This is a genomic window from Novosphingobium sp. B1 (genome assembly GCF_900176395.1).
GTDB lineage: Bacteria > Pseudomonadota > Alphaproteobacteria > Sphingomonadales > Sphingomonadaceae > Novosphingobium.
Genome location: NZ_FWXL01000013.1, coordinates 40810 through 66345, shown reverse-complemented (window position 1 = coordinate 66345; position 25536 = coordinate 40810). Strand labels below are relative to the sequence as shown.

The following is a 25536-nucleotide window of genomic DNA, read 5'->3' as shown; positions in this document are numbered from 1 at the left end:
ATGGCCAGTGCGATTTCCGCCAACCGCGCCGAACTGCTTGCGATCGCCAATGCGGTCGCCACCGAGAAGATGATCGACAAGTCGGTTGTCATCGAGGCGATGGAAGAGGCAATCCAGAAGTCGGCGCGCAACCGTTATGGCGCCGAGAACGACATTCGCGCCAAGCTCGATCCGCGCACCGGCGACCTGCGCCTGTGGCGCGTGGTGGAAGTGGTCGAAGTGGTCGAGGACTACTTCAAGCAGGTTGATCTCAAGGCTGCCGAAAAGCTGCAGCCGGGCGCTGCCATCGGCGACTTCATCGTCGATCCGCTGCCGCCGGTGGACCTGGGGCGCATCGACGCGCAGTCGGCAAAGCAGGTGATCTTCCAGAAGGTCCGCGATGCCGAGCGCGATCGCCAGTACGACGAATTCAAGGATCGCGCCGGCGAAGTCATCACCGGCGTGATCAAGTCGGTCGAATTCGGCCACGTGATCGTCAATCTCGGCCGTGCCGAGGGCGTGATCCGCCGCGACCAGCAGATTCCGCGCGAAGTGCCGCGTGTGGGCGAGCGCGTGCGCGCGCTGATCATGAAGGTCGAGCGCCAGAACCGCGGGCCGCAGATCTTCCTGAGCCGTGCGCACCCCGAGTTCATGAAGAAGCTCTTCGCGCAGGAAGTGCCCGAAATCTACGACGGCATCATCGAGATCAAGGCCGCTGCCCGCGATCCGGGCTCGCGCGCCAAGATCGGCGTGATCAGCCGCGATTCGAGCATCGACCCGGTCGGCGCCTGCGTCGGCATGAAGGGCAGCCGCGTTCAGGCCGTCGTGCAGGAGCTGCAGGGCGAGAAGATCGACATCATTCCCTGGAGCGAGGACACCGCGACGTTCGTGGTCAACGCGCTTCAGCCCGCCACGGTCAGCCGCGTGGTGATCGACGAGGAAGAAAGCCGCATCGAAGTCGTCGTGCCTGACGACCAGCTTTCGCTCGCCATCGGTCGTCGCGGTCAGAACGTGCGCCTGGCCTCTTCGCTGACCGGTTCTGCCATCGACATCATGACCGAGGCGGAAGCTTCGGAGAAGCGCCAGAAGGAATTCGCCGAGCGTTCGAAGATGTTCGAGGAAGAACTCGATGTCGACGAGACGCTGTCGCAGCTGCTGGTGGCCGAAGGCTTCACCGAGCTCGAGGAAGTCGCCTATATCGAGACCAGCGAGCTGGCGACGATCGAGGGCTTCGACGAAGAACTCGCCGAAGAACTGCAGAGCCGTGCCGCAGAAGCCATCGAGCGTCGCGAGGAAGCGCTGCGCGAACAGCGCCGTGGCCTTGGCGTCGAAGACGCGCTCGCCGAGCTGCCGCACCTGACCGAAGCGATGCTCGTCACGCTCGGCAAAGCCGGCATCAAGACGCTTGACGATCTGGCCGACCTCGCCACCGACGAACTTATCGCCAAGAAGCGCGCCGAACAGCGTCGCCGCAACGAAAAGGGTCCGCGCGAGAAGAGCGATCGCCCCGAACGCGTCGAGGACAAGGGCGGCGTGCTGGGCGAATATGGCCTGAACGAAGAGCAGGGCAACGAGATCATCATGGCCGCGCGTGCCCACTGGTTCGATGACGAGCCAGTAGCTGAGGAGGCCGCCGATGCGGATTCCTCACAATGAGCCGCTAAGCTCCGACATCTCCGGCACTGCACCGGCGGGGAAGGTCTCGCCGGAGCGCAAGTGCGTGCTGACCGGGTGTCATGATGCGCGGGACGAGCTGACCCGTCTTGCCATCTCGCCCGACGGCGACGTGCTGCCCGACGTGATGGCGCGTGCCCCCGGACGCGGCGCCTGGATCGGCGTGGACCGGCAAGCCCTTGAAAAAGCTGTTGCCAATGGCAAACTTAAGGGAGCGCTGGCGCGTGCCTTCAAGGGTGCTGCGCTGTCCATCCCGGCCGATCTGCCATCCCGCATCGAACAGGCGCTGCGTCGCCTGGTGACTGACCGGCTTGGTATCGAGCTGCGTGCAGGCAACGTGCTGCTCGGCACCGAAAAGATCGCGCAAGGCTGCAGGGCAGGGGCGGTGACGTTCCTGGGCCATGCTTTGGATGCGGGCACCGACGGCCCCAACAAGCTGGCGCAAGCCTGGCGTGTGGGGGAAGGTGCCGAAGGTTCGGGGATGAAAGGTGTGATCTTGCCGCTGGACCGAGCGGCGCTGTCTGTGGCATTGGGCCGCGACAACGTCGTTCACGTCGCGCTGACCGATCCCGCTGCCGCCGCAAGGCTGCAGGCGCCGCTGCAGCGCCTGATAGATTTTCTCGGAAACGAGACTGATGCCAACGGGCCTGCACAGGGCGCAGTGGCGAACGACGATATTGATACGAAGGGCGAATGAGTTCGATGAGCGATAGCGACAAGAAGCCGACACTGGGCCGCAGGCCGCTGGGTCTGAAGACCTCGGTGGAAGCCGGAGAGGTCAAGCAGACCTTCAGCCATGGTCGCACCAACAAGGTGGTGGTCGAAGTGAAGCGGCGCAAGCTGATGGGCCGGCCCGGCGAGGCCGCTCCTGTCGCTGCGCCTGCCGCACCGGCACCCGCCGCTGCGCCGGTAGCTCCGCCGCCGCCACCCCCGCCGCCGCCTCCGCCGCCCTCGGCGAACCGCGAGACGCGTCAGGAAATGCAGGCTCGTCTGCTCCGCGAAGCCGAGGAAGCCCGCCTCGCCGCGCTGGAAGCTGCGAACCGCCGCGAGCAGGAAGAGAAGCTGAAGGCGATCGAGGAAGAGCGTCGCCGCGCCGAGGAAAAGGCGAAAGCCGAAGCCGCGCCTGCGCCAGCGCCTGTCGAAGCTCCTGCGCCCGCGCCGCAGCCGGAAGCCGCGCCTGCGCCGGCACCGGTCGCAGCGCCCGAGGCGGCCAGCCAGCCTGAAGCTGCGCCGGTAGAGGCGAAGGCTGTCGAGGCGAAGGCCGCAGAACCGAAGGCCGAAGCTGCCGCGCCTGCCATTCCGGCACCGCGCCGCTTCACGCCTGTGCCTTCGGCCGCGCCGGTCAAGCGACCCGAGCCGGTGGCCAAGAAGCCTGCCGCAAACCCGCGCGACCGCAAGACCGAAGACCGCCGTGGTGGCAAGCTGACCGTCACGCGTGCGCTGAACGAGGACGAGGGCGCTCGCGCCCGTTCGCTCGCCGCGCTCAAGCGGGCGCGTGAAAAGGAACGCCGCGCCCATTTCGCAGGCCAGTCGCAGCCGCGCGAGAAGCAGGTGCGCGACGTGGTCGTGCCAGATGCGATCACCGTGCAGGATCTGGCAAACCGCATGGCCGAGAAGGCTGCGGACCTCGTCAAGGCGCTGTTCAAGATGGGCATGATGGTTACCATCAACCAGACCATCGACCAGGATACCGCCGAACTGCTGGTGACCGAATTCGGCCACAACATCCAGCGCGTGAGCGACAGCGACGCCGATATCGATACGTCATCGGACGTCGACGCCGAGGACACGCTGCAGGCGCGTCCGCCGGTGGTGACGATCATGGGCCATGTCGACCACGGCAAGACCTCGCTGCTCGATGCGCTGCGCGGGACCGACGTGGTGCGCGGCGAAGCCGGCGGCATCACGCAGCACATCGGCGCCTATCAGATCAAGACCAAGGGCGGCGACTTCATCACCTTCCTTGATACCCCGGGCCACGAAGCCTTCACCGAAATGCGCATGCGCGGTGCCAATGTCACCGACATCGTCATTCTGGTGGTGGCCGGTGACGACGGGCTGATGCCGCAGACGATCGAGGCGATCAACCACACCAAGGCCGCTGGCGTGCCGATGATCGTGGCGATCACCAAGGCCGACAAGCCCGAGTTCAACCCGCAGAAGATCCGCGAGCGCCTGCTCGAGCACGAGATCATCGTCGAGGCGATGTCGGGCGACGTGCAGGACGTGGAAGTCTCGGCCAAGTCGGGTGCGGGTCTGGACGAGCTGATCGAGAAGATCCTGCTTCAGTCCGAACTGCTCGAACTGAAGGCCAACCCGGATCGCGCAGCGGAAGCCACCGTGATCGAGGCCAAGCTTGACAAGGGCAAGGGTCCGTTGGCGACCGTTCTGGTCAATCGCGGCACGCTCAAGGTTGGCGACATCCTCGTCGTCGGCACCCAGTCGGGCCGCGTTCGCGCCATGCTCGACGACAAGGGGCGCCAGGTGAAGGCAGCGGGTCCTTCGCTACCGGTCGAGGTGCTCGGCATCGGCGGCGTGCCGATGGCCGGTGATACGCTGACCGTGGTCGAAAGCGAAGCCCGTGCCCGCGAAGTGGCCGCGTACCGTCAGGAACGCGCGACCGCCAAGCGCACCGTGCAGGCGCCCGCCAGCCTCGAGAACATGTTCTCCGCGCTCGCCGCGAAGAACACGGTCATCGAGTATCCGCTGGTTGTCCGTGCCGACGTGCAGGGGTCGGTCGAAGCGATCGTCAATGCGCTCAACAAGATCTCGACCGACGAGATCAAGGTGCGCATCCTGCAGTCCGGCGTGGGCGCGATCACCGAAGGCGACGTCAACCTGGCGCAGGCCAGCGGCGCGCCGATCGTGGGCTTCAACGTCCGTCCGAACGCCAAGGCGCGCGAGTTGATCGAGCGCAACAAGGTGCGGATGAAGTACTTCGATGTGATCTATCAGCTAACCGACGACATCCGTTCGGAAATGGCGGGCGAGCTGGGTCCGGAGGCGATCGAAACGGTCGTCGGCCGCGCCGAGGTCAAGGAAGTCTTCCCGGCGGGCAAGAAGGACAAGGCAGCCGGTCTGCTCGTGGTCGAGGGCGTCATCCGCAAGGGGCTGCATGCACGCCTTACGCGCAACGACGTTATCGTCAGCCGCACGACCATCGCTTCGCTGCGTCGCTTCAAGGACGACGTTGCCGAAGTCCGCGCGGGTCTGGAATGCGGCGTGCTGCTGCAGGACACGAACGACATCAAAGCTGGCGATCAGCTGGAAGTCTTCGAAGTCGAGATGCGCGAGCGCACGCTGTAATCTGAATGCCCCTCCCGCCGCGAGGCGGGAGGGGTGCTCGATTGAAGCAGGGAGACTGCCATGACCCGCTATGTCGCCCTGTTCGGATCGATCAACGTCGGCGGCAATCGCGTGACGATGGCGGACTTACGCTGGGCGTTCGAGCGGGAAGGGCTGACGGGGCTGGAGACAGTGGTCGCCAGCGGCAATCTGCTGTTCGATTATGACGAGCGGCCGCTTGATGGGCTGGAAGACCTATTCGCGCATGTCATGCTCGAGCAGTTCGATATCAAGCGCTTTGTCGCGGTGCGAGATCGGGCGGCGATTGCACAAGCGGTTGAAGGCAATCCGTTCACCGGCATCGGCAAGGACAACCTGGTCCACACGCTGTTCCTTGAACGCCAGCCTGATCAGGCTGCGTTCGAAAAGCTTGCTGCAGACCAGGCGATGCGCGGCCTTGAGAAGCTGGCAATCGGCGAGCGCAGCATCTATATCGATTTTGTAAGCAGCGTGGCCGAAAGCAAGCTGACGAGCGCATTCACCGAGCGCCGTCTGGGTTGCCGGGGCACCGCGCGCAATGTGCGCTCGATCGCGCGCATCCTTTCGAAGATGAGTTAGAATTGGCCAAGTTCCAGACGTCCCCCGAAACCCGTTCCGTCCGCCTGCTCAAGGTGGGCGAACAGGTGCGCCATATCCTTTCCGAACTGCTGACGCGGCAGGAAGTGCATGACGACGTGCTTTCGGCGCACACCGTTTCGGTCACCGAAGTGCGCATGTCGCCCGATTTGCGCCACGCCACGGTTTTCGTGAAGGCGCTGCTGGGCGAGGACGAGGCCATCGTGCTCAAGGCGCTGCGCACGAATACCGCGTTCTTCCAGCGTGAAGTGGCGCAGCGGCTGCGGCTCAAGTATGCCGCCAAGCTCAAGTTCCTGCCCGACGAAAGCTTTGACGAGGCCAATCGCATCGAACAGCTGCTGTCCGACCCCAAGGTCCTGCGCGATCTTGAAGACTAGGCCGGCACCATCTGCGTATCGATGCTGATGGTCACGCTCTTGGCGACGATCAGGCGATAGGCGGTCATTCCGAACTCGGTACGGTCAATCCTGGCACGGCCTGACAGGCGGATCACCTCGCGGCCAGTGGCTTTGGCGGGCGGCGCGGTGAAGCTGACAGTCAGAGTGGTCGGGCGAGTGACGCCCTTGGCGGTGAGATCGCCGCTGACCACCGCGGTGACCGGCCCGGTCATCGTCATCGAACGGCCGACGAAGCGCACCTGCGGGTGGCGTTCGACGTCAAAGAAGTCCGGTCCCTTGAGACGCTTGAGCGTGACCGGGTCTCCGGCCTCGAGGGCGGTCGCGTCGAGCGTGACGTCGAGCTTCATGTTGGCAAGATGGGCAGGGTCCAGTTCGATCCCGCCGCTGATCGTGGGAAAGCGCGCCGTCTTGCTGGCGATGCCGAAGAAGCCGACGCGGGCGTGGACGTCGCTGTGCCGGGCGTCGATGCGATACCGCAGAATTTGCGGCGATGCGTTCCCGGTCAGGGCTGCGAGAGCCAGCGCGCCGATGATCCGTCGAGTTTTCCTGCGCATTGGTCGGCGATCCCTCTGGCAATCCGGCAAGCCGGGCTTATGGCTGTGCGCAATGGCCAAGCTCTACTTCTACTACGCCAGCATGAACGCCGGCAAATCGACCAACCTTCTGCAAGCGGACTTCAACTACCGCGAGCGGCGTATGGCGACGATGCTGTGGACTGCGGCGCTGGATGATCGCGGTGGTGAACGCGCCATCGAAAGCCGCATCGGTCTTCACGCCGAGGCTCACCGTTTCGGGCACGCTACCGACCTGTGGGCGGCGGTGAAAGCTGCCCATGTGGTACAGCCGCTGTCGTGCGTGCTGGTCGATGAGGCGCAGTTCCTGTCGAAAGCGCAGGTGTGGCAGCTGGCGCGGATCGCTGACGAGGCGGGCATTCCGGTGCTGTGCTATGGGTTGCGAACGGACTTTCAGGGCGAGTTGTTCGAGGGCGCGGCGGCATTGCTGGGCATCGCGGACTCGCTGGTGGAGCTGAAGGCGGTTTGCCACTGCGGGCGCAAGGCGACGATGAACTTGCGCGTCGAAGAAAGCGGCGCGGCGGTGCGTGCAGGGGCGCAAACCGAAATCGGCGGGAATGACCGCTATGTCGCGCTGTGCCGGCGGCACTTTTCGGAGGCGATGGAATCATGAGCCGGGACGGGCTTTATGTGCCGCTGGCAGACGGCGACTTGCAGCTCGAACTGCTGCGAGAGGACCATCGCGAGGGCCTGCGGCAGGCGTGTGCGCAGGATGACGAAATATGGGAAATCTATCCATTCAGCTATGGCGGCGAGGCGTTCGATCCGCAGTTTGACAGTCTGCTGAATTCTGCGCCGCAGCGCCGGCCTTATGCAGTCTATCAGAGTGACGCCTTGGTGGGCATGACGGCGTGGATCGAGCATGGCGCACCCGGCTGGTCGGTGGAGATAGGCAACAGTTATATAGTGCCCGCCGTGCGCGGCAGCGGGCTGAATGGCCGGTTGAAGACGCTGATGATCGACCATGCCTTTGCCTGCGGGCTGGAGCGCGTGGCGTTCAAGGTTGATGCCGTCAACTTGCGCAGTCAGGCTGCGGTCAGGAAGGTTGGCGGAGTGCAGGAGGGCGTGATGCGGCATGAACGCCGCACCTGGACAGGAAGAGTACGCGACACCGTGCTCTTCTCGATTCTGCGTGACGATTGGATGAGCAAGACGAAATGAACCCCGAAGGTCTGGTCTGGCAGATTGCCACGATCGCAATTCCAATGATCCTGGCGATCGTGTTCCACGAAGTGGCGCACGGGTGGGTGGCGCGCGCCCTGGGTGATCCTACGGCTGCCGAACAGAAGCGGTTGAGCCTTAATCCGTTTCGCCATGTCGATCCGTTCGGGACGATCATCCTTCCCGGTTTGCTGAAGCTGAGTGGCGCTCCGGTGTTTGGCTGGGCCAAGCCTGTACCAGTAAACTTCGGCCGCCTGCGCAACCCGCGCGTGGGCATGATGCTGGTGGCAGCGGCAGGACCGGTGACGAATTTCGTTCTGGCGGCCATTGCCGCCATCGGCCTTGGCCTGCTTGTGCGGGCCACGGACAGAATGGGAGAGCCGGGACTGGGCGCGCTGTTCCTTTCGGACAACTTGCGCAATTTCCTGCTGGTGAACCTATTCCTAGGCGCGTTCAACCTGCTGCCGATCCCGCCGTTCGACGGATCGCGCATCGTTATGGGGGCGTTGCCAGCTCCGTTGGCGCGAGGATACGCACGGCTTGAGCCCTTTGGCTTGATCCTCGTGTTCGGGCTGCTGGTCATTCTTCCCTACTTCGCGCCCGATCTGTATCTGGTGCAGCGGCTGATCGGGCCGCCGGTCGAGTGGATGGGGCAACAGCTTGCTGCCCTTGCCAGTCTGGTCGCCGGGCCTGAGCCGATCTGACCATGGTCGATGGCTGGATCATTCTCGACAAGCCGCTCGAACTCGGCTCGACGCAGGGCGTGGCGGCGGTGAAGCGCAACTTGCGGGCCGCGGGATATGGCAAGTGCAAGGTAGGGCATGGTGGCACGCTCGATCCGCTGGCGACCGGCGTGCTGCCGATAGCCGTGGGCGAGGCGACCAAGCTGTGCGGGCGGATGCTCGATGCGAGCAAGGTCTATGCCTTCACCGTCCGCTTCGGGGCGGAGACCGATACGCTCGATCTTGAAGGCAAGGTGGTGGCCACGAGCGATGCCCGGCCGTCGTGGGAGGCGATCGAGGCCTTGCTGCCGCGCTTTACCGGGCCGATTGCGCAGGTGCCGCCCGCCTATTCCGCGCTGATGATCGATGGTGAACGGGCCTATGACCTTGCGCGCAAGGGCGAGGCGTTCGAGCTAAAGTCGCGCAATGTCACGATCCATTCGCTGGTTGCCGAGCCAGTGACGGACAGGGCACGGGTTGAAGAACTGACCCTGACTGCCCATGTATCGAAAGGAACGTACATCCGCAGTCTGGCCCGCGACATTGCGCGCGCGCTTGGCATCGTGGGGCATGTGACGATGCTGCGCCGCCTGAAGGCCGGGCCGTTCGACATTGGACAGGCGATTTCGCTGGACAAATTGAACGAGGTCGGCCAAGGCGCGCCCCTTGAACACATACTCTTGCCGCTGGAGGCAGGGCTGGTCGACATCCCGGCTCTCTCCCTCGATCCCGAGCAGGCAAGGGCGGTCCGTCAGGGCCGCGTTCTGGCGGGATTGCCCTTCGAGGACGGGCTTTACTGGGCGAGGCTTGGCAATGTGCCGGTCGCGCTGGTGGAGCTTTCGGGCGGAAGCCTGAAGGTCCAGAGGGGTTTCAATCTGAAGGATGTCGCGGAGTAGAGTACATGTCGATTACCGCAGAAAAGAAGCAGGAAGTCATTGCCGCACACGCTCGCGCCGAAGGCGACACCGGCTCGCCGGAAGTCCAGGTCGCGATCCTGACCAGCCGCATCCAGACGCTGACCGAGCATTTCAAGTCCAACCACAAGGACAACCACTCGCGTCGCGGCCTGCTGATGATGGTCAACAAGCGTCGTTCGCTGCTCGACTACCTGAAGAAGAAGGACGTGGGTCGTTACAACGACCTGATCCAGAAGCTCGGTCTTCGCAAGTAACCAGCGGAGCGGCCCCAAGCGGGCCGCTTTTGCTTTAAGGCGCACCCGCAATTCGGTGGGTCGCCTTCGGGGCGCGACAAAACGGCCCCACACCGGACCGGGACGGCATTCCCCGGCAGCAAACCCCGTTCGCAATAGGGCGCACGGGCTGAAGGATGTAAAATGTTCGACGTCAAAACCGTATCGCTGGAGTGGGGCGGAAAGACCCTCACCCTCGAAACCGGCCGCATTGCCCGTCAGGCTGACGGCGCGGTCCTCGCCACTTACGGCGAAACTGTGGTCCTTTGCGCGGTTACCGCGGCAAAGTCGGTCAAGGAAGGCCAGGACTTCTTCCCGCTGACCGTCCACTACCAGGAAAAGTATTCGGCTGCCGGCCGCATTCCCGGCGGCTTCTTCAAGCGCGAACGCGGCGCGACGGAAAAGGAAACGCTGGTTTCCCGCCTGATCGACCGTCCGGTCCGTCCGCTGTTCCCGGAAGGTTTCTACAACGAAATCAACGTCATCGCCCAGGTTCTGAGCTATGACGGTGAGACCGAACCCGATATCGTCGCGATGATTGCAGCTTCGGCTGCGCTGACCATCTCGGGCGTTCCCTTCATGGGCCCGATCGCGGCTGCACGCGTCGGCTTCGTCGAGGGCGAATACGTCCTCAACCCGAAGCAGGACGTGGCTCTGGCCGACGGTCGCCTCGACCTCGTGGTTGCCGCAACCGACACCGCCGTGATGATGGTGGAATCGGAAGCCAAGGAACTGAGCGAAGACGAAATGCTCGGCGCCGTGCTGTTCGCGCATGACGAGATCAAGAAGGTCATCGGCGCGATCATCGAGCTGGCCGAGAAGGCTGCCAAGGACCCCTGGGACATCGACCTGTCGGACAACACTGCCGACATCAAGAAGAAGCTCAAGGACCTGGTCGGCAAGGACGTTGCCGCTGCCTACAAGCTGACCGACAAGTCGGCCCGCTCGAACGCCCTGAACGAAGCCCGCGCCAAGGCGAAGGCGGCGTTCGCGGAAGAGGGCGCGCAGACCCAGATGGTCGCGATGAAGACGATGAAGAAGGTGGAAGCCGACATCGTCCGTGGCGCGATCCTCAAGGATGGCCAGCGCATCGACGGCCGCACGACCACGCAGGTCCGCCCGATCGAAGCGATCGTCGGTTTCCTGCCGCGCACGCATGGTTCGTCGCTGTTCACCCGCGGTGAAACGCAGGCGATCTGCACGACCACGCTCGGCACCAAGGACGCCGAGCAGATGATCGATGGCCTCGAAGGCCTGCGCTATGAAAACTTCATGCTCCACTACAACTTCCCGCCGTACTCGGTTGGCGAAGTTGGCCGCTTCGGCGCTCCGGGCCGTCGCGAAGTGGGCCATGGCAAGCTGGCATGGCGCGCGCTGCACCCGGTGCTGCCGACCAAGGAAGAGTTCCCTTACACGATCCGCATCCTCTCGGACATCACCGAGTCGAACGGTTCGTCCTCGATGGCGACCGTCTGCGGCGGCTGCCTTTCGATGATGGACGCGGGCGTTCCGGTGAAGCGTCCGGTTTCGGGCATCGCCATGGGCCTCATCCTTGAAGGCGACAAGTTCGCCGTCCTGTCCGACATCCTTGGCGACGAGGATCACCTCGGCGACATGGACTTCAAGGTGGCCGGCACGTCTGAAGGCATCACCACGATGCAGATGGACATCAAGGTGGCGGGCATCACGCGCGAGATCTTTGAAGTTGCACTGCGTCAGGCCTCGGAAGGCCGCGCGCACATCCTTGGTGAAATGACCAAGGCGCTGGGCGAGGCACGTACCGAGCTTTCGGCACACGCTCCGCGCATCGAGACGCTGCAGATCGACAAGTCGAAGATCCGTGACGTCATCGGCACCGGCGGCAAGGTGATCCGCGAGATCGTCGCCACCACCGGCGCGAAGGTCGACATCGACGACGAAGGCCTGATCAAGATCTCGTCCTCGGACCTGACCCAGATCGAAGCCGCCAAGAACTGGATCCTCGGCATCGTCGAGGAAGCGGAAGTCGGCAAGGTCTACAAGGGCAAGGTCGTCAACATCGTCGACTTCGGTGCCTTCGTGAACTTCATGGGTGGCAAGGACGGTCTCGTCCACGTCTCGGAAATGAAGAACGAGCGCGTGGAAAAGCCGACCGATGTCGTCAAGGAAGGCCAGGACGTCTACGTCAAGGTCCTCGAGATCGACCAGCGCGGCAAGGTTCGCCTGTCGATGCGCGTCGTCGACCAGGAAACCGGTGGCGAGCTGGAAGACACCCGTCCGCCCCGCGAACCGCGTGAACCGCGCGGTGATCGTGGTGATCGCGGCGACCGTCGTGGTCCGCGCGGCAATGACCGTGGTGGCCGTGGCGACCGTGGCCCCCGTCGTGAAGGCGGCGAAGGTCGCGGTGATCGTGGTCCGCGCCGTGACCGTGAAGATGGTCCAGCTCCGGATCACATGCCGGCGTTCCTCAAGTCCGACGACTGAGGAACGGCCTGCAGGCCAGACAGAAAGGGGCTCCACCGCATGGTGGGGCCTTTTTCGTATGCAACGCGAAGACTGTTCGCTGCCCAATGCAAATGACGCTTCAATTGCATGATTGACGCGCTTTGCGTTTGCTATTGCATGGCAAAGGGTTCACTGCCGATCCATCGGTGAGGTGACCAATGGTAGGCATCATCGGCTGAGAGACCTGTGCGCTCCCGCTTACTCAGTGGAGCCGGGCATGGATCGCGATCACCACCAACACCACACCAGGCGTTTGACGACCCCGCGCGATCTCGCAGCGGCAGGCGCCATGACCCCATCGACATTACAGCGTCTCGAATGTGCATCCGTTGCCGTGCGGGCGCAACTGAGCAACCATGCTGCGGCATCTGCCGTGGCCCTATCGGAGTATGCAGCATGAGCCGAGCCATGAACACAACGCTCAACGAAGCCCGCGTTCGCGCACTTTGCGAGAAGTCGGGCGTGTCGATCAGTGCGCTGGAAGTCCTTCCATCAGGCGGTACGCGATTGGTCTGCACGCGCGAGGAAGGCGCCGACGAGATGCGCGTCGTGCTGAAGGGAAACATGATCGAAGGCCGCGTGCCCCGGTTTGCCTTCCAGCGCAGCCAGAACTCGCAGTACGGCTAAGCCGGGGCGGGAGCGGGGCGGGTCTGGGAGGCGACCTGCCGCCCCAGCTAGACCGCCCCGGGTTCAGGCTGCGTCCCTGAGCGAGGGCGGAGTATCTCCCGCCACAACGATGCAATTCCGTCCGGATTGCTTGGCAGCATAAAGCGCATCGTCTGCTGCGCGCAGGGCATCGCTGCGTGTGCCGTAGGCAAAGACGTCTGCGATCCCGCCCGAGAACGTCACCCGCCCGAAAGGCATGTCGGTGGCGCGGTTGACGAGGCGGCGGTCGGCGATGGACTGGCGCGCCTGATCGAGCCGGTCCCATGCTTTCTGCGGCGTGAGGGCGCGAAAGAGCACGGCAAACTCCTCGCCACCGTGCCGCGCGACATGGCAGCGAGCATCCGAGATCTGGCTGAGCGTATCGGCCACGACCTTGAGCACGCGATCGCCGGCGGCATGGCCGTGACTGTCGTTGATGCGCTTGAAATTGTCGATGTCGCAAAAGGCGATGCAGAGCGGTTCGCCCGCGGCCCTGGCAGAGACATATTCCCGTTCGAACAGGGTTTCGAACGCGCGGCGATTGGGAAGGCCGGTCAGGTGGTCCTCGTCGGCCACCCGGCGCGCTTCTTCGAGGCTGCTCTGCAGTTCCATCGCCCGGCGTTCCGATTGGGTCAGGTTTTGCTCGATCTCGCGTGTGCGTTGCATCATGGCCTTGGCCAGAGCCGCGAGCTCGGAAATGACCGCGCCGGCACGACCAACCTGTTCCAGCTCATCAACATGCTGTTGCAGCGCCGCACCGTATTCGGTCGTCGCCGAGCGGGCATTGGTGGTGGCATTGCTGAATTCTTCAAGCGTGCCTTCGAGGCGCGACATCAGGGCGGCCAGCAGTTCGGCTGAACTGTCGCCCTTTTCCTCGCGCATGACCTTTTCGAGCCAGTTTATCGTGATGGCCTGGCCAGCCTCGGTACGCTCCAGGATCATCTGCGCAAGTTTCGGCTTGGCCCCGCTCACGCAATCGTAGGCGATCTCCATGGTCCAGGGCATGACCTCGAGATCATGGTCGATCAGGAAATCCGCGACCTTGCCAAGCAGCCTGCGCTTGGCCGGCAGCCAGATATCGCGCGCAGTCGGGTCACGGAACAGGCTCGGGTCTGCTGCAGCAATGTCGTCCGTTGGCTCGTCGTCGCCGGCGATACCCAGCCACTTCAGCAGCCGGGAACGCGATCCGCGAGGGGAGGAATCGGGAGTCATGCCGTCAAGAACGGCAAAACCCGCGCGGTGTTAACCACGCGGGTTTGCAGAAAAGCTGGACTACGGGTTCTTCCTGATCCCGTCGCGCCGCTTAACGGACGCGAGGACCGCCGAACGGCATCGGGGGCGGTGGGCGGCGATGGCCGCGCGGCAACTGCGCCTGATAGGCACGGCCGCAGTGCTCTACGCAATAGGGAAAGCCAGGGTTCACCTTGTCGCCGCAGAAATGGAAGTCGGGCTCACCCGGATGGCCCATCGGCCAGCGGCAGATACGGTCGCTGAGATCGAGCAGGCTCGTCTTGTCCGCGATTTCCGGGCTGGGACGGGCCGGCACGAGGCGGCGGGGCGGTGCGGGTGGAATGGGTGCCTGCTGATCGCCAGGGCCCTGACGAAGAAAGCCGCCGGGGCCAACCGAGACGATACGTGGCTGTGGCGCTGCAGGAGGCGTATCCGAACCCTGCGCCGCATCTGCAGCAGGGGCTGGCGCAGGCGCACGGACGGGTGCGGGCGCCGCCGCGACTGCGGCCGGCGCGGCCGGGGCAGGGCGGGGTGTTGCCACCTTCGGTTCGGGCGCGGGTGCGGCAACCTTCGCGGTGCGTGGTGCAGCAGCGGCAGGAGCCGGCGTTTCGGTCTTGTCGTTGGCCTTTACGGGGGAGGGCCGCGCCTTGAGCCCAAGGCGATGGGCTTTGCCGATCACCGCGTTGCGGCTGACACCGCCAAGTTCCTCGGCGATCTGGCTAGCGGTAGAGCCGCCTTCCCACATCTTGGTCAGCTTCTCGATCCGGTCTTCCGTCCAACTCATGCCTAATCTTGTCCTTCAAGGCCGGTCTAGGGCCGTTCATATCCTTGCCTTCGACGTGCCCGCGCGATACCGCGATGACCATGGCCGATCAACAGCGACCCCGTGACGGGGCAAATACCCGCAACGCCGGAACCTTTACCCCGCCCGGGCAGCCGATGTTCAGCGGCTTCAACAGGCTGGGCTTGTGGACCCTCTATATGAAGGAGGTCCGACGTTTCTTCAAGGTGCAGACCCAGACGATCTGGGCACCAGCAGTCACCACGCTGCTGTATCTGATGATTTTCACGCTTGCCCTTGGCGGAGGTGCCAACGGACAGCGAATCGTGCTCGGCGTCAACTTTGCAAGTTTCGTCGCGCCAGGCCTGATCGCGATGGGCATGATCAACAATGCCTTTGCCAATTCGAGCTTCAGCCTGCTTGGTGGCAAGATCCAGGGGACTATCGTCGACTACCTGATGCCGCCGATCTCGACCGGTGAACTGATGGCCGCACTTGTGGGCGCGGCCGTGACGCGGGCGGTGCTGGTAGGGTTGGCAGTTGCGTGGGCCATGTTGCTGTGGCCCGATGTCTCGCTGGCCGTGGCCCACCCTTGGGCTGTGGTGTGGTTCGGATTGATGGGTTCCATTCTGCTCGCTCTGATCGGCGTGCTGACCTCGATCTGGGCAGAAAAGTTCGACCACAACGCAGCGGTGACGAACTTCGTGATCACGCCCCTGTCGATGCTCTCGGGAACCTTCTACGTCATCGACAACCTTGCGCCCGCGTTCCAGGCTGTCAGCCGCCTCAATCCGATCTTCTATGTGATTTCGGGCTTTCGCTTCGGATTTCTGGGGCAAAGCGACATTGGCGATACCAACCAGGCCGTGTTGCACGGAGCCATCGGACTTGGATTGCTCAATCTTGCGATCGCCGCCGCGCTCTATGCCGTACTGCGGTCAGGCTGGAAGCTGAAGAACTGACTTTGCGGCGTGGGCAACGGCAGATGCCGCCTGCCCATGTTGGCGAAGATCAGTGCGAAAGGCTGCGTCGCAACCGGTAACGACCGTTGCGGAAGCCCTCGAACATCTCGTCAAGCGAGGGATGGTCAACCGGCCCGGCTTCGGCATCGTGCTGCAGGTTCTGCTGGCTGACGTAGGCAACGTAACTGCTTTCATCATTCTCGGCGAGAAGATGGTAGAACGGCTGGTCACGGGCAGGGCGGACATGTTCGGGGATGGATTCGTACCATTCTTCGCTGTTGGCGAAGACCGGGTCGATATCGAAGATCACGCCACGAAATCCGAACATGCGATGCCTCACGACATCACCGATCGAGAAACGCGCGGTAGATACGGGTGGGGCTGTGACATCGCGTCCAGCCTGAGGCGAAAAGAAACTCGCTCGATCCATGCGTCTGGATATAGGGTTTCGCTGCGGTGCAAACAAGCGGGGCGCGAAGAAAGGGTGTTTCCTGCACTGCCTGTGGAAAAAACCTTTCCGCTTTTCTCTTGGCAAGCCCGAAGCCATGCGCTAACGGCGCGCTTCCTCGACCGGGACAAGCCCTTGTGGCCTCCCAGAATTGGCACCATGGAGAGGTGGCAGAGTGGTCGAATGCGCCGCACTCGAAATGCGGTGTACGGGCAACCGTACCGTGGGTTCGAATCCCACCCTCTCCGCCAGCCACCTGTCTACAAGCTTCCGCTAAACCCCAGAAAATGTTGATTTTCGGCGCTTTTTGAGCTATACAGTTCCCTGTTTGTTCTAATGCTTCCGTATGCCTCCAGAGAGAAATGGGGGCATTTTGGGGGCAGCGAAAATCAGATTTGGGGGCATCCATGCTCAACGATATGGCAGTTCGCAACGCGAAGCCTAAAGACCGTGATTACAAGCTTGCGGATTCGGAGGGGCTCTACCTTTTCGTATCGAAATCGGGCCACAAAAGTTGGCGTTTGAAGTATCGTTTTGCGGGCAAAGAGCGGCGATTGGTATTTGGCCCTTATCCAGAGGTCACTTTAGCCCAGGCGCGAGATCGCAAAGCTGACGCTAGAAAGCTTCTCAGAGAAGGCAGAGACCCGGGTCTGGAAGCGAAAAAGCAAGCTCTTCGAAATGCGGCAGCAGCGGCGAACACATTTGAGGCGATGGCCCGAACGTGGTTTGGGTTGCAGGAGAAGCGCTGGACAGCAGTACATGCCAAGGATGTCATCACCAGCCTTGAAAAGGAGGTGTTCCCGTGGCTCGGCAATGTACCCGTCACGCAGATCGATGAACCGCTTGTACTCGCAGTACTTCGAAAAATTGAAAAGCGTGGCGCAATCGAGACTGCACATCGCGTGAGGCAGCGCATGTCCGCTGTTTTCGTTCACTCGATTGCGGAGGGAGCCTCCAATCGCGACCCGGCCGCGATTGTTGCCAAAGCGTTGAAGCCAGTGCCACGATCGCGGAAGCGGCCTGCTCTCTTAACTCTCGCCGAGCTTCATGATATGATCCGTAAGACAGAGGTAGAGCCTGCCTCGGCGCTCACGAAGCTCGCATCGCGCTTTCTTGCCCTCACGGCGCAAAGACCTGGCATGATCCGCAGCATGCCTTGGTCCGAGCTTGAAGGCATTGACTGGTACGATGCAGAGACAGTTCACCCGGACGCAATTTGGCGCGTCCCGGCAGCACGGATGAAGCTGGTTACCGAGCTAAAGGGGGACATGGCATATGACCATATCGTTCCTCTCGGAAAAGCAGCGGTAGCGGTCCTTCAGGCAGCTCATTCTGTTTCGGGTGACGGACCACTGGTTTTTCCGACCAACCGGAATACCCGAAAACCTATGAGTGAAAACACCCTCAGCTACTTCTACAATCGCTGCGGGTACCAAGGCCGCCACGTGCCGCACGGATGGCGCGCATCCTTCTCGACCATCATGAACGAATGGGCAGAGAGGAACGGTACGCCTGCCGATCGACATGTCATCGATCTCATGCTTGCTCATGTGCCGGACGGTGTGTCCGGCTCCGAAAGTGTCTATAACCGAGCCGGGTATCTGAGCAGGCGACGAGAGATTGCCGAAGCATGGTCAGAAATGCTCATTAACGATTTTTGTCATCCTTCGAAGTTGCTCGCATATCCATCTCGGTGACAAATGTGCGACCTGGATGGCGTTTGGTGCGTATTGTCTAAAGCGCTGTTTTTTTTAGCGCGTAGGCCTGCAGGTCAGGAAACTTCTTCTTGCGGGCCGATCCAATCAACGCGCAAGCGATCTAGACCGAAGATCTGCCCTTCGACGATCACCCTAAGATTTGCTGCGAAGTCCTGTTCGTGCTCGTGATCTAGGACCCAGATGGCATCGTCGTCCGTCTTCAATAGCCAGCCACGACGACTCTCTAGCAAAATTCCTGATGCTCTAAGCCGTCGTGTCACCTTACTCTCCCGGCGCGCGAGTGGGCGCTTGCGCACTACGTCCATGCAAACCAAACCCTAGTGTCCGCGTGTACCAATCGAACGCTCTGTGGGCATCTATCCGGCTTAGGCGTGGAATGTAAGACGCAGGAGCCAGATGGACAGTCGCAAACTGATCTGGCCTTGGTTTCGGTTAGAGAGATTGCGCCAAGACCGCTGCGACAAAGGGGCGTCACGCTATCGGCCCTCCGACAATTAGCGATTGTTGTTGCGGCAACGTCAACAACATCGTCCACGCACTTCCGTCACTAACCCTGCCAAAAGAGTTTGCAGCCGATTTCGTCCAACGGCGACACCGCTGGGGGGCGCAACGCTACCGTATCCAATGTCATCTCAAGAGAAGCTTTGTCGTTGCAATCGAAACCGCACTGTCATAGTTTTCAATGGCGTAGCAAAGATTTGCTGCGTCGAGGCCTGAGAACCTTGCTCTGGTAGCTTTCCCGTTTCTGCCGTCGCGTGCGGCCGGATCGCCCTTGTCCATGTCCAAGTCCTTCGGGGCCAAAGGCAAAGGCGCATGTCTCCAGACGTGTTCTCAGGATCCGGCCAACCACCGGAATGCCTCGCGGGCTGGGGCTTGGCGATTGACGAAACCTCTTGCAGCACAGGCAGGTCATGACAGCCATGGCCAGAACACCGAACAAGCGCTTCCACACGACGTGGCGGCGATCGAGGCTGAGTTCCGCCGTTCCCGCCCCTCGCTGCTGCGCAAGCTTGCTCGCAAGACCGGATTGACCCAAGCGGAGGATCTCGTCCAGCAGGTGTTCGTGCGCCTGATGACAAGCCGCCAGCGTCAGATCGAGAACCTCTCCGGCTATGTGCGGGTTGCGGCAGACAACGCGCGCAAGGACCTGATCAGGCAGGAGTTGCGCCAGCACCGTTACAGCCACGAGCCGTTCGAGGACATTCATCCAGGATGCGATCTGCAGGCACAACTCGAAGCGCGCGATCGCCTTGCCCGACTAGAACAGGCACTTTTCCGTCTCAAGCCGCTCACGCGAAACATCTTCCTTGCCCGTCGGCTCGATGGCTATAGCTATGCCGAGATCGCTGAACAGACGGGGTTGAGCGTGCGGGGCGTGGAGAAACAGATGAGCAGGGCGCTCAAGGCCCTGGCGCGGCATCTCGCCGAGGATTGACCGCGGGTGACGAGGCAACCCATTCCCGGCAAGATCCGCGATGAAGCGGCTGAGTGGCTGGCGCGCAACGAGAACGCCGGTCAAGCGCGTGCGCCCGGCTTTCAGACCTGGCTTGCCAGCGATCTGCGACATCGTCTCGCGTATGCCGAAGTGGAGCGCGCGTGGCGCGATAGCCTGGCGCTCGATCAGAGCCCCCTTGGCCAGCAGCGCAAGCTGACCCGTGCACCGTTGCACCTGCAACGCAGCACACAGCTCGCCGCCGTCGGCGCGTGCCTGTTGCTTGGCATGGGATTGCTGACAATGCGGTTTTCAGGGGACCACCCGGTAATCGGCGTTGGAACCACCGTTGAGGCCAGGACATACACTACGGCCACAGGTGAAACACGGACATGGCAGCTTGTCGATGGAAGCTCCCTGACACTCAACGGGCCAAGCAAGGCACGAACCAACATCACTCCCGCTAACCGCCTGGTTACGATTGATGCCGGTCGCGTTCGTATCCGTGTGGCCCGGCGCGGCACGGATGCGATGCAGATCATGAGTGCAGGCACCAGGATCGACAGTGCTGCAGGCACGGTGGATATTGCGCTCGCCGCAAATGGTCTGCGCGTCGAGGTCGTAGATGGCCAAGTGCAGGTGCAGAACACCGATGGCGCTCGGCACACCCTTGGTCGCGGGGCGCACATGATCGAAGCCGGGCCATCCGGGACCGAGCATCGCTCCGAGCGAAGCTCTTCTGCACAACCTCCAATGACAACCGGTGACCGCATATCCCTGGGAGAGGCGGTCAGCCTGCTCAACGCGCGCAATGCTGTTCAGCTTCGCCTCGCAAGTCCTGCACTGGCCAACAGGACTCTGGCAGGTGCCATCCGCCTCGACGATCCGGTAGGCTTTGCGAGCATTCTCGAGGCCCTGGGCGGAATCAGGGTGACGCAGCACCCCGGCATGCTGGTGATCGACACGGCCTGAAGCTTCCTGCCCTCCCTCGCGGACAGTATGAATGATCCGCGTGCCGTCCGACCAGCGGCATCTTCTGGATGCAAGAGACCTCATTCGCTTCCCGGACAGAGGATAGGAGGCGGTGGATCGGTGCGCGCTGACGGCTCGGCATGATCTCCACAACCACGGGGTGACCGGCTGACCGGCTGCGGGCCGTCCGCGACGATGCCCGCCGAAAAGAATTCTGGCGGGTGTTTTCGCGCGACGTCGTCCCAACCGATGCGCGTCCCCTGAGATGGACGCGAGGGAGGCAATCATGACGTTCAAGACATCAACGCATGCCATAGTCATCGCAATGCTGGCGGCACCTTTGGTGGCGGCAGCACCTGCGGGCGCGCAGGAGGCCGATACCCTTGCGCTGGACCTGCCGGCGCAGGCCATGGCGCGATCGCTCCACGATCTTGCCGCCAAGGCCGGTGCAACCATCGTCGCAGACGACAAGCTTGTGGCGGGCCGAACCGCTCCTGCAGTGCAGGGGACCTACACTCTCGCAGGCGCGCTGGGCAAAATCCTCGAAGGCTCAGGGCTTCAGGGCATCGCGACGAGCCAAGGCTACGCAATCCGCTCTGAAGGATCGTCAACGCCAATGCGCGGGGCATCCGCAGACAGCACGGCTGACGATATCGTGGTAACCGGCACGCGCATTCGCGGTTCGGCGCCGGCGGGCGCTGCCGTGATCGCGATCGACCGAAAGGCGATCGAGGAAAGCGGCAGGGCCACAGTGCAGGACCTGGTATCGGTCCTTCCGCAAAACTTCGGCGGAGGCCCCAATGAAGGCACGCTCGGCTTTACCCAGCGGAACAATGCCAATGCCAATATCGGTTCGGGTGCCAGCATCAACCTGCGCGGCCTTGGCACGACCTCGACCCTGACGCTCGTCGATGGCAATCGGCTGGCGCTGGGAGCCGCGAGCTCCATCGTCGACATTTCACTGATACCGGCCAGTGCCATCGAACGCATCGAAGTCCTCGCAGATGGTGCGTCAGCCATCTACGGCTCCGATGCTGTTGCAGGCGTGGTCAACGTACGCTTGCGGCGCGGATATGAAGGTGCCGAGACATCGTTTCGGGTGGGCATGGCTGACGGCTTCAGCGAGGTCCAGGCAAGTCAGCTGGCAGGTCTGCGCTGGAACAGCGGCATCCTGATGGCGGCTTACGAGTTCTACCGGCGCGACCGCCTCGGGGCCCAGGACCGTGATTACGCAACAGAGGACCTTACCCGCTTTGGGGGCCCTGACTATCGTCAGGCCTTCGCCAACCCCGGCACGATAACTGCAGCCAACGGCGCTATCTTCGGCATACCGGCCGGACAGGATGGCAGGGCACTTGCGCCAGGCGATCTGCTTGCCGGAGTGCGCAATCTTGGCGACGGTCGGCGCCTGACCGACATCCTGCCACGCACACGACGTCACGCAGGGCTTATCGCGCTAGAACAGGACCTGTCGTCGTGGCTGACGATGCGGCTTCAGGGCTTTGCGGCCGACCGCCGCTCGGACCAGCGTTACATCGTCTTCGGATCGCAGGTTACCGTGCCCGTGAGCAACCCGTTCTATGTCGATCCAATCGGAACGGGGCAGCCCATAAGCGTCGGTTATGATTTCCGGGACGACCTCGGGGCCACGGTCAATCGTTCGCATGTCACCAACTGGACGGTTGCGGGTGCGCTGGAAGCACGCTTCGGGGCATGGCGGGCCGAGGCTTACGGCAATCATGGCGTCCAGCATGAAGAGCTGCTGCGGGACAATCTCGTCAATCGCGCCCGGCTCGCGCAGGCTCTCGCAGATCCCGATCCGGCCAAGGCCTTCAATCTGTTCGGTGACGGCTCTTACACCAGCGCAGCCACGATCGACTATGTGCGCGGATCATCGCGGACAAGTGCGCGAGCGCGCCAGACGACCGCCGGTCTCAAGTTCGACGGGCCGCTCCTGACGCTTCCAGGGGGAGCGCTGACGCTGGCATTCGGGGGAGAGTATCGCGAGGAGGGCTACGGCTCGCGCAGCCTCGCGGATGAGACAACGCTCGTACCTGTCGCGAGTGGCGACAATGGATACCCATTGGCGCGCAACGTGATTGCGGGATTTGCCGAACTTCGTGCACCGCTGGTCGGTCCTGGGCAGGGCATTGCAGGCGTGCATCGGTTCGACCTGTCGGTGGCAGGACGCATCGAGCGCTACTCGGATTTCGGGACGACGACCAATCCCAAGGCCGGACTGACGTGGGAGCCGGTGCAGGGACTTGCGCTGCGAGGGTCATATGGCACCTCGTTTCGTGCACCCGACTTCTTCGACGTGCGCCAGGGCCCGGGGCTCAGCCAGGTCGTGCCGATACCCGTTACAGACCCCGGTTCGCCCTCCGGCAGCAGCAATGTCATTGCCTTGTTCGGCAATGATCCGGGGATCGGACCGGAACGCGCGCGGACCTGGACGGCAGGTTTTGACTTCAAACCGCCTGCGATCCCGTGGCTTTCGATGAGCGCCACGTACTTCGACATTTCTTACAAGGATCGCATCTTCAATCCCGCGGTCGATGCTTTCACATTCCTGGCCCAGCGGTCGCGTTACGAGCCGCTGATCACGGTCAATCCGTCGCCAGCGCAAGTGGCAAGCTTCTATGCGAGCCCCGATTTCAGCAATCCCTTCGGCATTGCTGCAGGCTCGATCCGCTACGTGATCGATGCGCGCAACGCCAACCTCGCACGCAACCATCTCGACGGGATCGATTTTGATCTCAATTATCGCCACGAGACGGCCAGAGGTGCGCTTTCACTTGGTGCATCGGGGAGCTGGCTGTTTCACCAGACGCAGCAGTTGACGTCGGCTGCTCCGCGCACGCAAGCCCTGGGGACGATCGGCAACCCGGTGCGCTATCGTTTGCGCGGGCGCGCCGGGTTCGAACAGGACGGTTTCGGGGCCACAGCCTTCGTCAATCACATGGCGGGCTATCGCAATACTGCAGTGGCACCGGTCGAGTCAGTTGCAAGCTGGACGACTGTCGACCTTACGCTTTCCAAACGGTTCGGAGAGGAAGCCGGGGCCATGGCGGGCACGCGCTTCGCCTTGAGCATCACCAACCTGTTCGATCGCGACCCGCCTTACGTAAACAATCGCACCCCGTTCAGCGCAGCAGGCTTCGATCCCGAGCAGGCAAGCGCGGTCGGACGGTTTGTCGCAGTTCAGGTGACCAAGTCATGGTGAAGCGATGGCATCCAGCCCCGCTGTCGCTTGCCCTGGCCGCCCTGGTCCCGTTCGCAGCGCAGGCTGCGGACGGGGCCGGGATCCGGCCCGCCATAGAAATCACGCGGATCGACAGCCCGTCCATTTCGCCGGATGGCACGCTTGCCCTCTGGCGCGAGTACCGCGCCTCGGTCGACCGCAATGACTATGAAGTCGCATGGCTGGTGGCGCCGTCTGACGGTTCAGTGCCTGCCAGACGCATCGCCGATGCTGGCGAAATCGAATGGCTCAACGGCTTTCCCCTGGCTTCAAGCGCGCAGTGGACGCGCGATGGCAGAACCGTGCTGTTCCGCAAGATCGCAGGCGGGCAAGTCCAGGTCTGGAGGGCAGCGACCGATGGTTCAGGCGCTGCGCAAGTTACCAGCGAGGCTGGCAATGTCAGGGACATGATCTCGCTTGCAGGTGGCAACGCATGGTTGCTCGGGTTTGGCCCGGAGCGCGCCGCGATCGAGGCAGCCGAGCAGGCCGAGTACGATAGCGGAACGCGGATCGATGCGTCGGTCGACCCGCAACGGCCGCTGTATCGTGGCGATCGCATCGATGGCCGCTGGGCCAGCGGACGTCTCCAGGGTGCCTGGTTCGAGCAAGGCGGCGTCATCGCCGCGGGCAAGCCCAGGCTCAAGGTGCTTGGACAAGACCTCGCGACAATCCGCGATGCAACAGCCGAAGAAGCTCGCAATTACGCCTCCCGCCCGCGCTCGCTCGAACGATTGCAGGACTGGTACGTCGCCCTGCGCCAGCCCTCGGGCGATGCCAGAGGCATTGCGGTTATCCTGTCCAAAGGCCTGTCGTGGCGTTTGGCCGTGATCAATGCCGAGGGGCAGGAACTGGCGCGCTGCAAAGCCGTGCAATGCAAAGCCGCCCGGGCGCGCTCAATCGTCTGGGCTGGCACGGACAATGCCCTGATTTTCGAAACCCGCAATCGCGACGGTGGCAGCACACTGGCAAGATGGGACCCGGCCAGTGGGCAGGTCGAGGAGGTGTTCCAGAGTTCGGGCGAACGCAATGGCGGAGACAACGGCAAGGCCTGCGCAGCTTCGACCCGGAGGCTCATCTGTGTAGCGTCTTCGGCCAACGCGCCACCACGCGTGGTGGCGATTGATCTGGCATCACGCCGAGAGCAGGTCCTCAGGGCGCCCAATGCGCCGCTCGAGAACCCCGTCATCCGCTTCGACCGGCAGGTCTGGCAAGACGGCGCAGGGCGAACGTTCTCGGGCTATCTGGCTCTACCGCCGGGCCATGCCGGACCAGTGCCGCTGTTCATTACCTACTATTCCTGCGAGGGGTATCTGCGCGGCGGGACGGGGGACGAGTATCCCTTACGCGATCTCGCGGCGTCGGGGATCGCGGCCTTGTGCATCAATCGTGATCCCGGCCTGGCGGGCGGCGGGGACAACGTCGAAGCCTACAGGGTCGCTGCCAGCGCCATCGCGGCGATCATCGGAGAACTGTCCGGGCAGGGCAGGATCGATGCCTCGCGCGTCGGCATGGGCGGGGTAAGCTTCGGCGGCGAAGTCACAGCCTGGCTCGCCATGCACACAAAGTTGCTGAAGGTCGCAGCCGTAGCCAACGTCATGGTGACGCCAACCTACTACTGGTTCAATGCCGTCGCGGGGCGCGACGTGCCCGCCATGCTCAAGTCGGCCTGGGGCCTGGGTGATCCCGATACGGATCAGGCCGGGTGGAGGCGCGTATCCCCTTCCTTTAATGCCGACCGCATCTCGGTGCCCTTGCTGATGCAATTGCCCGAACAGGAGTATCGCGCCAACGTCGAGCTCCTTGCGCGGCTGCAGCACGCCGGGAAACCAGTCGAACTCTGGGCTTTTCCCGGTGAAATGCACCTCAAGTGGCAACCGCGTCACCAGCTGGCGGCCAACTTGCGCAACTTCGACTGGTTCAGGTTCTGGCTGCTGGGAGACGCGGGCAGCAAGCCTGCTGATCCGGCATCCTGGCAACGCTGGCGGGATATGAAGCCCTGAACGCTCA

At 62.9% G+C, this 25536-nt stretch carries 24 protein-coding genes and 1 tRNA gene; 19 read left to right on the top strand and 6 right to left on the bottom strand.

What is annotated here, in order from left to right:
- From nusA to rbfA, 5 genes are read left to right on the top strand one after another with little or no spacing between them, the layout of a single operon-like run.
- Positions 1–1635, top strand: a complete 1635-nt coding sequence (nusA, locus tag B9A23_RS17740) for a transcription termination factor NusA (RefSeq protein WP_084280409.1) — start codon at positions 1–3, stop codon at positions 1633–1635.
- Positions 1616–2350 carry a DUF448 domain-containing protein gene (locus B9A23_RS17735; RefSeq protein ID WP_084280408.1) on the top strand — a complete coding sequence of 245 codons (735 nt, stop codon included), beginning with the start codon at positions 1616–1618 and terminating at the stop codon, positions 2348–2350. The genes nusA and B9A23_RS17735 overlap by 20 nt, the downstream gene beginning before the upstream one ends.
- A 5-nt stretch (positions 2351–2355) precedes the next feature.
- Positions 2356–4959 (top strand): translation initiation factor IF-2, encoded by a 2604-nt coding sequence (gene infB, locus B9A23_RS17730; RefSeq protein ID WP_176218044.1) that lies wholly within the window; start codon positions 2356–2358, stop codon positions 4957–4959.
- 60 nt (positions 4960–5019) lie between these two features.
- Positions 5020–5556 (top strand): DUF1697 domain-containing protein, encoded by a 537-nt coding sequence (locus B9A23_RS17725; RefSeq protein ID WP_084280406.1) that lies wholly within the window; start codon positions 5020–5022, stop codon positions 5554–5556.
- A gap of 2 nt (positions 5557–5558) precedes the next feature.
- Positions 5559–5951, top strand: a complete 393-nt coding sequence (gene rbfA, locus B9A23_RS17720; protein ID WP_084280405.1) for a 30S ribosome-binding factor RbfA — start codon at positions 5559–5561, stop codon at positions 5949–5951.
- Here rbfA and B9A23_RS17715 read toward each other — a convergent pair.
- Positions 5948–6526, bottom strand: a complete 579-nt coding sequence (locus tag B9A23_RS17715; protein WP_084280403.1) for a YceI family protein — start codon at positions 6524–6526, stop codon at positions 5948–5950. The genes rbfA and B9A23_RS17715 overlap by 4 nt on opposite strands.
- A 52-nt stretch (positions 6527–6578) precedes the next feature.
- Between B9A23_RS17715 and B9A23_RS17710 the strand changes: the two genes are divergently transcribed.
- The 7 genes from B9A23_RS17710 (at position 6579) to B9A23_RS17680 (ending at position 12727) form a co-directional block, all read left to right on the top strand.
- Positions 6579–7157, top strand: coding sequence for a thymidine kinase (locus B9A23_RS17710; RefSeq protein WP_084280402.1), 579 nt, complete (start codon positions 6579–6581; stop codon positions 7155–7157).
- Positions 7154–7705: a GNAT family N-acetyltransferase gene (locus tag B9A23_RS17705; RefSeq protein ID WP_084280401.1), complete on the top strand. Its 552-nt coding sequence runs from the start codon at positions 7154–7156 to the stop codon at positions 7703–7705. Before B9A23_RS17710 ends, B9A23_RS17705 begins: the two co-directional genes overlap by 4 nt.
- A complete protein-coding gene (locus B9A23_RS17700) occupies positions 7702–8409 on the top strand; it encodes a site-2 protease family protein (RefSeq protein ID WP_084280400.1) in 708 nt (235 codons plus the stop codon). The genes B9A23_RS17705 and B9A23_RS17700 overlap by 4 nt, the downstream gene beginning before the upstream one ends.
- A gap of 2 nt (positions 8410–8411) precedes the next feature.
- Positions 8412–9323, top strand: coding sequence for a tRNA pseudouridine(55) synthase TruB (gene truB / locus B9A23_RS17695; RefSeq protein WP_084280398.1), 912 nt, complete (start codon positions 8412–8414; stop codon positions 9321–9323).
- A gap of 5 nt (positions 9324–9328) precedes the next feature.
- Positions 9329–9598 (top strand): 30S ribosomal protein S15, encoded by a 270-nt coding sequence (gene rpsO / locus B9A23_RS17690; RefSeq protein WP_039337765.1) that lies wholly within the window; start codon positions 9329–9331, stop codon positions 9596–9598.
- 162 nt (positions 9599–9760) lie between these two features.
- Entirely contained in the window at positions 9761–12079 is a 2319-nt protein-coding gene (pnp, locus tag B9A23_RS17685) for a polyribonucleotide nucleotidyltransferase (protein WP_084280397.1), read from the top strand.
- A gap of 429 nt (positions 12080–12508) precedes the next feature.
- Positions 12509–12727, top strand: a complete 219-nt coding sequence (locus tag B9A23_RS17680) for a hypothetical protein (RefSeq protein ID WP_368655944.1) — start codon at positions 12509–12511, stop codon at positions 12725–12727.
- A gap of 63 nt (positions 12728–12790) precedes the next feature.
- Here the strand turns inward: B9A23_RS17680 and B9A23_RS17675 are convergent, their stop codons facing one another.
- Together B9A23_RS17675 and B9A23_RS17670 are read right to left on the bottom strand one after the other, a co-directional pair.
- Positions 12791–13957 carry a GGDEF domain-containing protein gene (locus B9A23_RS17675; protein WP_084280395.1) on the bottom strand — a complete coding sequence of 389 codons (1167 nt, stop codon included), beginning with the start codon at positions 13955–13957 and terminating at the stop codon, positions 12791–12793.
- 91 nt (positions 13958–14048) lie between these two features.
- Positions 14049–14759: a GcrA family cell cycle regulator gene (locus tag B9A23_RS17670; protein WP_084280393.1), complete on the bottom strand. Its 711-nt coding sequence runs from the start codon at positions 14757–14759 to the stop codon at positions 14049–14051.
- Between the two features lie 80 nt (positions 14760–14839).
- On the opposite strand from B9A23_RS17670, the gene B9A23_RS17665 reads away from it, so the two are divergent.
- Positions 14840–15718, top strand: coding sequence for an ABC transporter permease (locus B9A23_RS17665; protein WP_084280440.1), 879 nt, complete (start codon positions 14840–14842; stop codon positions 15716–15718).
- 49 nt (positions 15719–15767) lie between these two features.
- Here the strand turns inward: B9A23_RS17665 and hspQ are convergent, their stop codons facing one another.
- On the bottom strand, positions 15768–16148 hold the full coding sequence (hspQ, locus tag B9A23_RS17660; protein ID WP_084280392.1) for a heat shock protein HspQ: 381 nt from the start codon (positions 16146–16148) through the stop codon (positions 15768–15770).
- A 179-nt stretch (positions 16149–16327) separates the two neighbouring features.
- On the opposite strand from hspQ, the gene B9A23_RS17655 reads away from it, so the two are divergent.
- A tRNA-Ser gene (locus B9A23_RS17655) sits at positions 16328–16417 on the top strand.
- A 156-nt stretch (positions 16418–16573) separates the two neighbouring features.
- The gene (locus B9A23_RS17650) at positions 16574–17863 is read left to right on the top strand and encodes a tyrosine-type recombinase/integrase (RefSeq protein WP_084280390.1); all 1290 of its coding nucleotides are present in this window, start codon (positions 16574–16576) and stop codon (positions 17861–17863) included.
- Positions 17864–17937: 74 nt separating this feature from the next.
- On the opposite strand, the gene B9A23_RS22380 is transcribed toward B9A23_RS17650, so the two are convergent.
- Positions 17938–18189 (bottom strand): DUF5818 domain-containing protein, encoded by a 252-nt coding sequence (locus B9A23_RS22380; protein WP_139797535.1) that lies wholly within the window; start codon positions 18187–18189, stop codon positions 17938–17940.
- Positions 18190–18511: 322 nt separating this feature from the next.
- Positions 18512–18664 carry a hypothetical protein gene (locus B9A23_RS22895; protein WP_176218043.1) on the bottom strand — a complete coding sequence of 51 codons (153 nt, stop codon included), beginning with the start codon at positions 18662–18664 and terminating at the stop codon, positions 18512–18514.
- A gap of 100 nt (positions 18665–18764) precedes the next feature.
- Between B9A23_RS22895 and B9A23_RS17645 the strand changes: the two genes are divergently transcribed.
- The 4 genes from B9A23_RS17645 to B9A23_RS17630 all read left to right on the top strand — a co-directional run bounded on the left by B9A23_RS17645 (position 18765) and on the right by B9A23_RS17630 (position 25529).
- Positions 18765–19319 (top strand): RNA polymerase sigma factor, encoded by a 555-nt coding sequence (locus B9A23_RS17645; protein WP_176218042.1) that lies wholly within the window; start codon positions 18765–18767, stop codon positions 19317–19319.
- 6 nt (positions 19320–19325) lie between these two features.
- The gene (locus tag B9A23_RS17640) at positions 19326–20288 is read left to right on the top strand and encodes a FecR family protein (protein WP_084280387.1); all 963 of its coding nucleotides are present in this window, start codon (positions 19326–19328) and stop codon (positions 20286–20288) included.
- Positions 20289–20574: 286 nt separating this feature from the next.
- A complete protein-coding gene (locus tag B9A23_RS17635) occupies positions 20575–23511 on the top strand; it encodes a TonB-dependent receptor (protein ID WP_176218041.1) in 2937 nt (978 codons plus the stop codon).
- Positions 23505–25529: an Atxe2 family lasso peptide isopeptidase gene (locus B9A23_RS17630; RefSeq protein WP_084280384.1), complete on the top strand. Its 2025-nt coding sequence runs from the start codon at positions 23505–23507 to the stop codon at positions 25527–25529. Before B9A23_RS17635 ends, B9A23_RS17630 begins: the two co-directional genes overlap by 7 nt.
- The last annotated feature ends 7 nt before the right edge of the window (positions 25530–25536 follow it).

What these genes read in the sequence shown, in the direction of transcription:
- pnp (WP_084280397.1), top strand. Translation starts at nt 9,761, where the DNA reads ATGTTCGACGTCAAAACCGTATCGCTGGAGTGGGGCGGAAAGACCCTC.
- B9A23_RS22895 (WP_176218043.1), bottom strand. Translation starts at nt 18,664, where the DNA reads ATGGACAAGGGCGATCCGGCCGCACGCGACGGCAGAAACGGGAAAGCT.
- B9A23_RS17725 (WP_084280406.1), top strand. Translation starts at nt 5,020, where the DNA reads ATGACCCGCTATGTCGCCCTGTTCGGATCGATCAACGTCGGCGGCAAT.
- hspQ (WP_084280392.1), bottom strand. Translation starts at nt 16,148, where the DNA reads ATGGATCGAGCGAGTTTCTTTTCGCCTCAGGCTGGACGCGATGTCACA.
- B9A23_RS17635 (WP_176218041.1), top strand. Translation starts at nt 20,575, where the DNA reads ATGACGTTCAAGACATCAACGCATGCCATAGTCATCGCAATGCTGGCG.
- B9A23_RS17710 (WP_084280402.1), top strand. Translation starts at nt 6,579, where the DNA reads ATGGCCAAGCTCTACTTCTACTACGCCAGCATGAACGCCGGCAAATCG.
- B9A23_RS17705 (WP_084280401.1), top strand. Translation starts at nt 7,154, where the DNA reads ATGAGCCGGGACGGGCTTTATGTGCCGCTGGCAGACGGCGACTTGCAG.
- B9A23_RS17665 (WP_084280440.1), top strand. Translation starts at nt 14,840, where the DNA reads ATGGCCGATCAACAGCGACCCCGTGACGGGGCAAATACCCGCAACGCC.
- rpsO (WP_039337765.1), top strand. Translation starts at nt 9,329, where the DNA reads ATGTCGATTACCGCAGAAAAGAAGCAGGAAGTCATTGCCGCACACGCT.
- B9A23_RS17675 (WP_084280395.1), bottom strand. Translation starts at nt 13,957, where the DNA reads ATGACTCCCGATTCCTCCCCTCGCGGATCGCGTTCCCGGCTGCTGAAG.
- B9A23_RS17735 (WP_084280408.1), top strand. Translation starts at nt 1,616, where the DNA reads ATGCGGATTCCTCACAATGAGCCGCTAAGCTCCGACATCTCCGGCACT.
- B9A23_RS17680 (WP_368655944.1), top strand. Translation starts at nt 12,509, where the DNA reads ATGAACACAACGCTCAACGAAGCCCGCGTTCGCGCACTTTGCGAGAAG.
- infB (WP_176218044.1), top strand. Translation starts at nt 2,356, where the DNA reads ATGAGCGATAGCGACAAGAAGCCGACACTGGGCCGCAGGCCGCTGGGT.
- B9A23_RS17715 (WP_084280403.1), bottom strand. Translation starts at nt 6,526, where the DNA reads ATGCGCAGGAAAACTCGACGGATCATCGGCGCGCTGGCTCTCGCAGCC.
- B9A23_RS17650 (WP_084280390.1), top strand. Translation starts at nt 16,574, where the DNA reads ATGCTCAACGATATGGCAGTTCGCAACGCGAAGCCTAAAGACCGTGAT.
- B9A23_RS22380 (WP_139797535.1), bottom strand. Translation starts at nt 18,189, where the DNA reads ATGGACGTAGTGCGCAAGCGCCCACTCGCGCGCCGGGAGAGTAAGGTG.
- B9A23_RS17700 (WP_084280400.1), top strand. Translation starts at nt 7,702, where the DNA reads ATGAACCCCGAAGGTCTGGTCTGGCAGATTGCCACGATCGCAATTCCA.
- B9A23_RS17670 (WP_084280393.1), bottom strand. Translation starts at nt 14,759, where the DNA reads ATGAGTTGGACGGAAGACCGGATCGAGAAGCTGACCAAGATGTGGGAA.
- truB (WP_084280398.1), top strand. Translation starts at nt 8,412, where the DNA reads ATGGTCGATGGCTGGATCATTCTCGACAAGCCGCTCGAACTCGGCTCG.
- nusA (WP_084280409.1), top strand. Translation starts at nt 1, where the DNA reads ATGGCCAGTGCGATTTCCGCCAACCGCGCCGAACTGCTTGCGATCGCC.
- B9A23_RS17630 (WP_084280384.1), top strand. Translation starts at nt 23,505, where the DNA reads ATGGTGAAGCGATGGCATCCAGCCCCGCTGTCGCTTGCCCTGGCCGCC.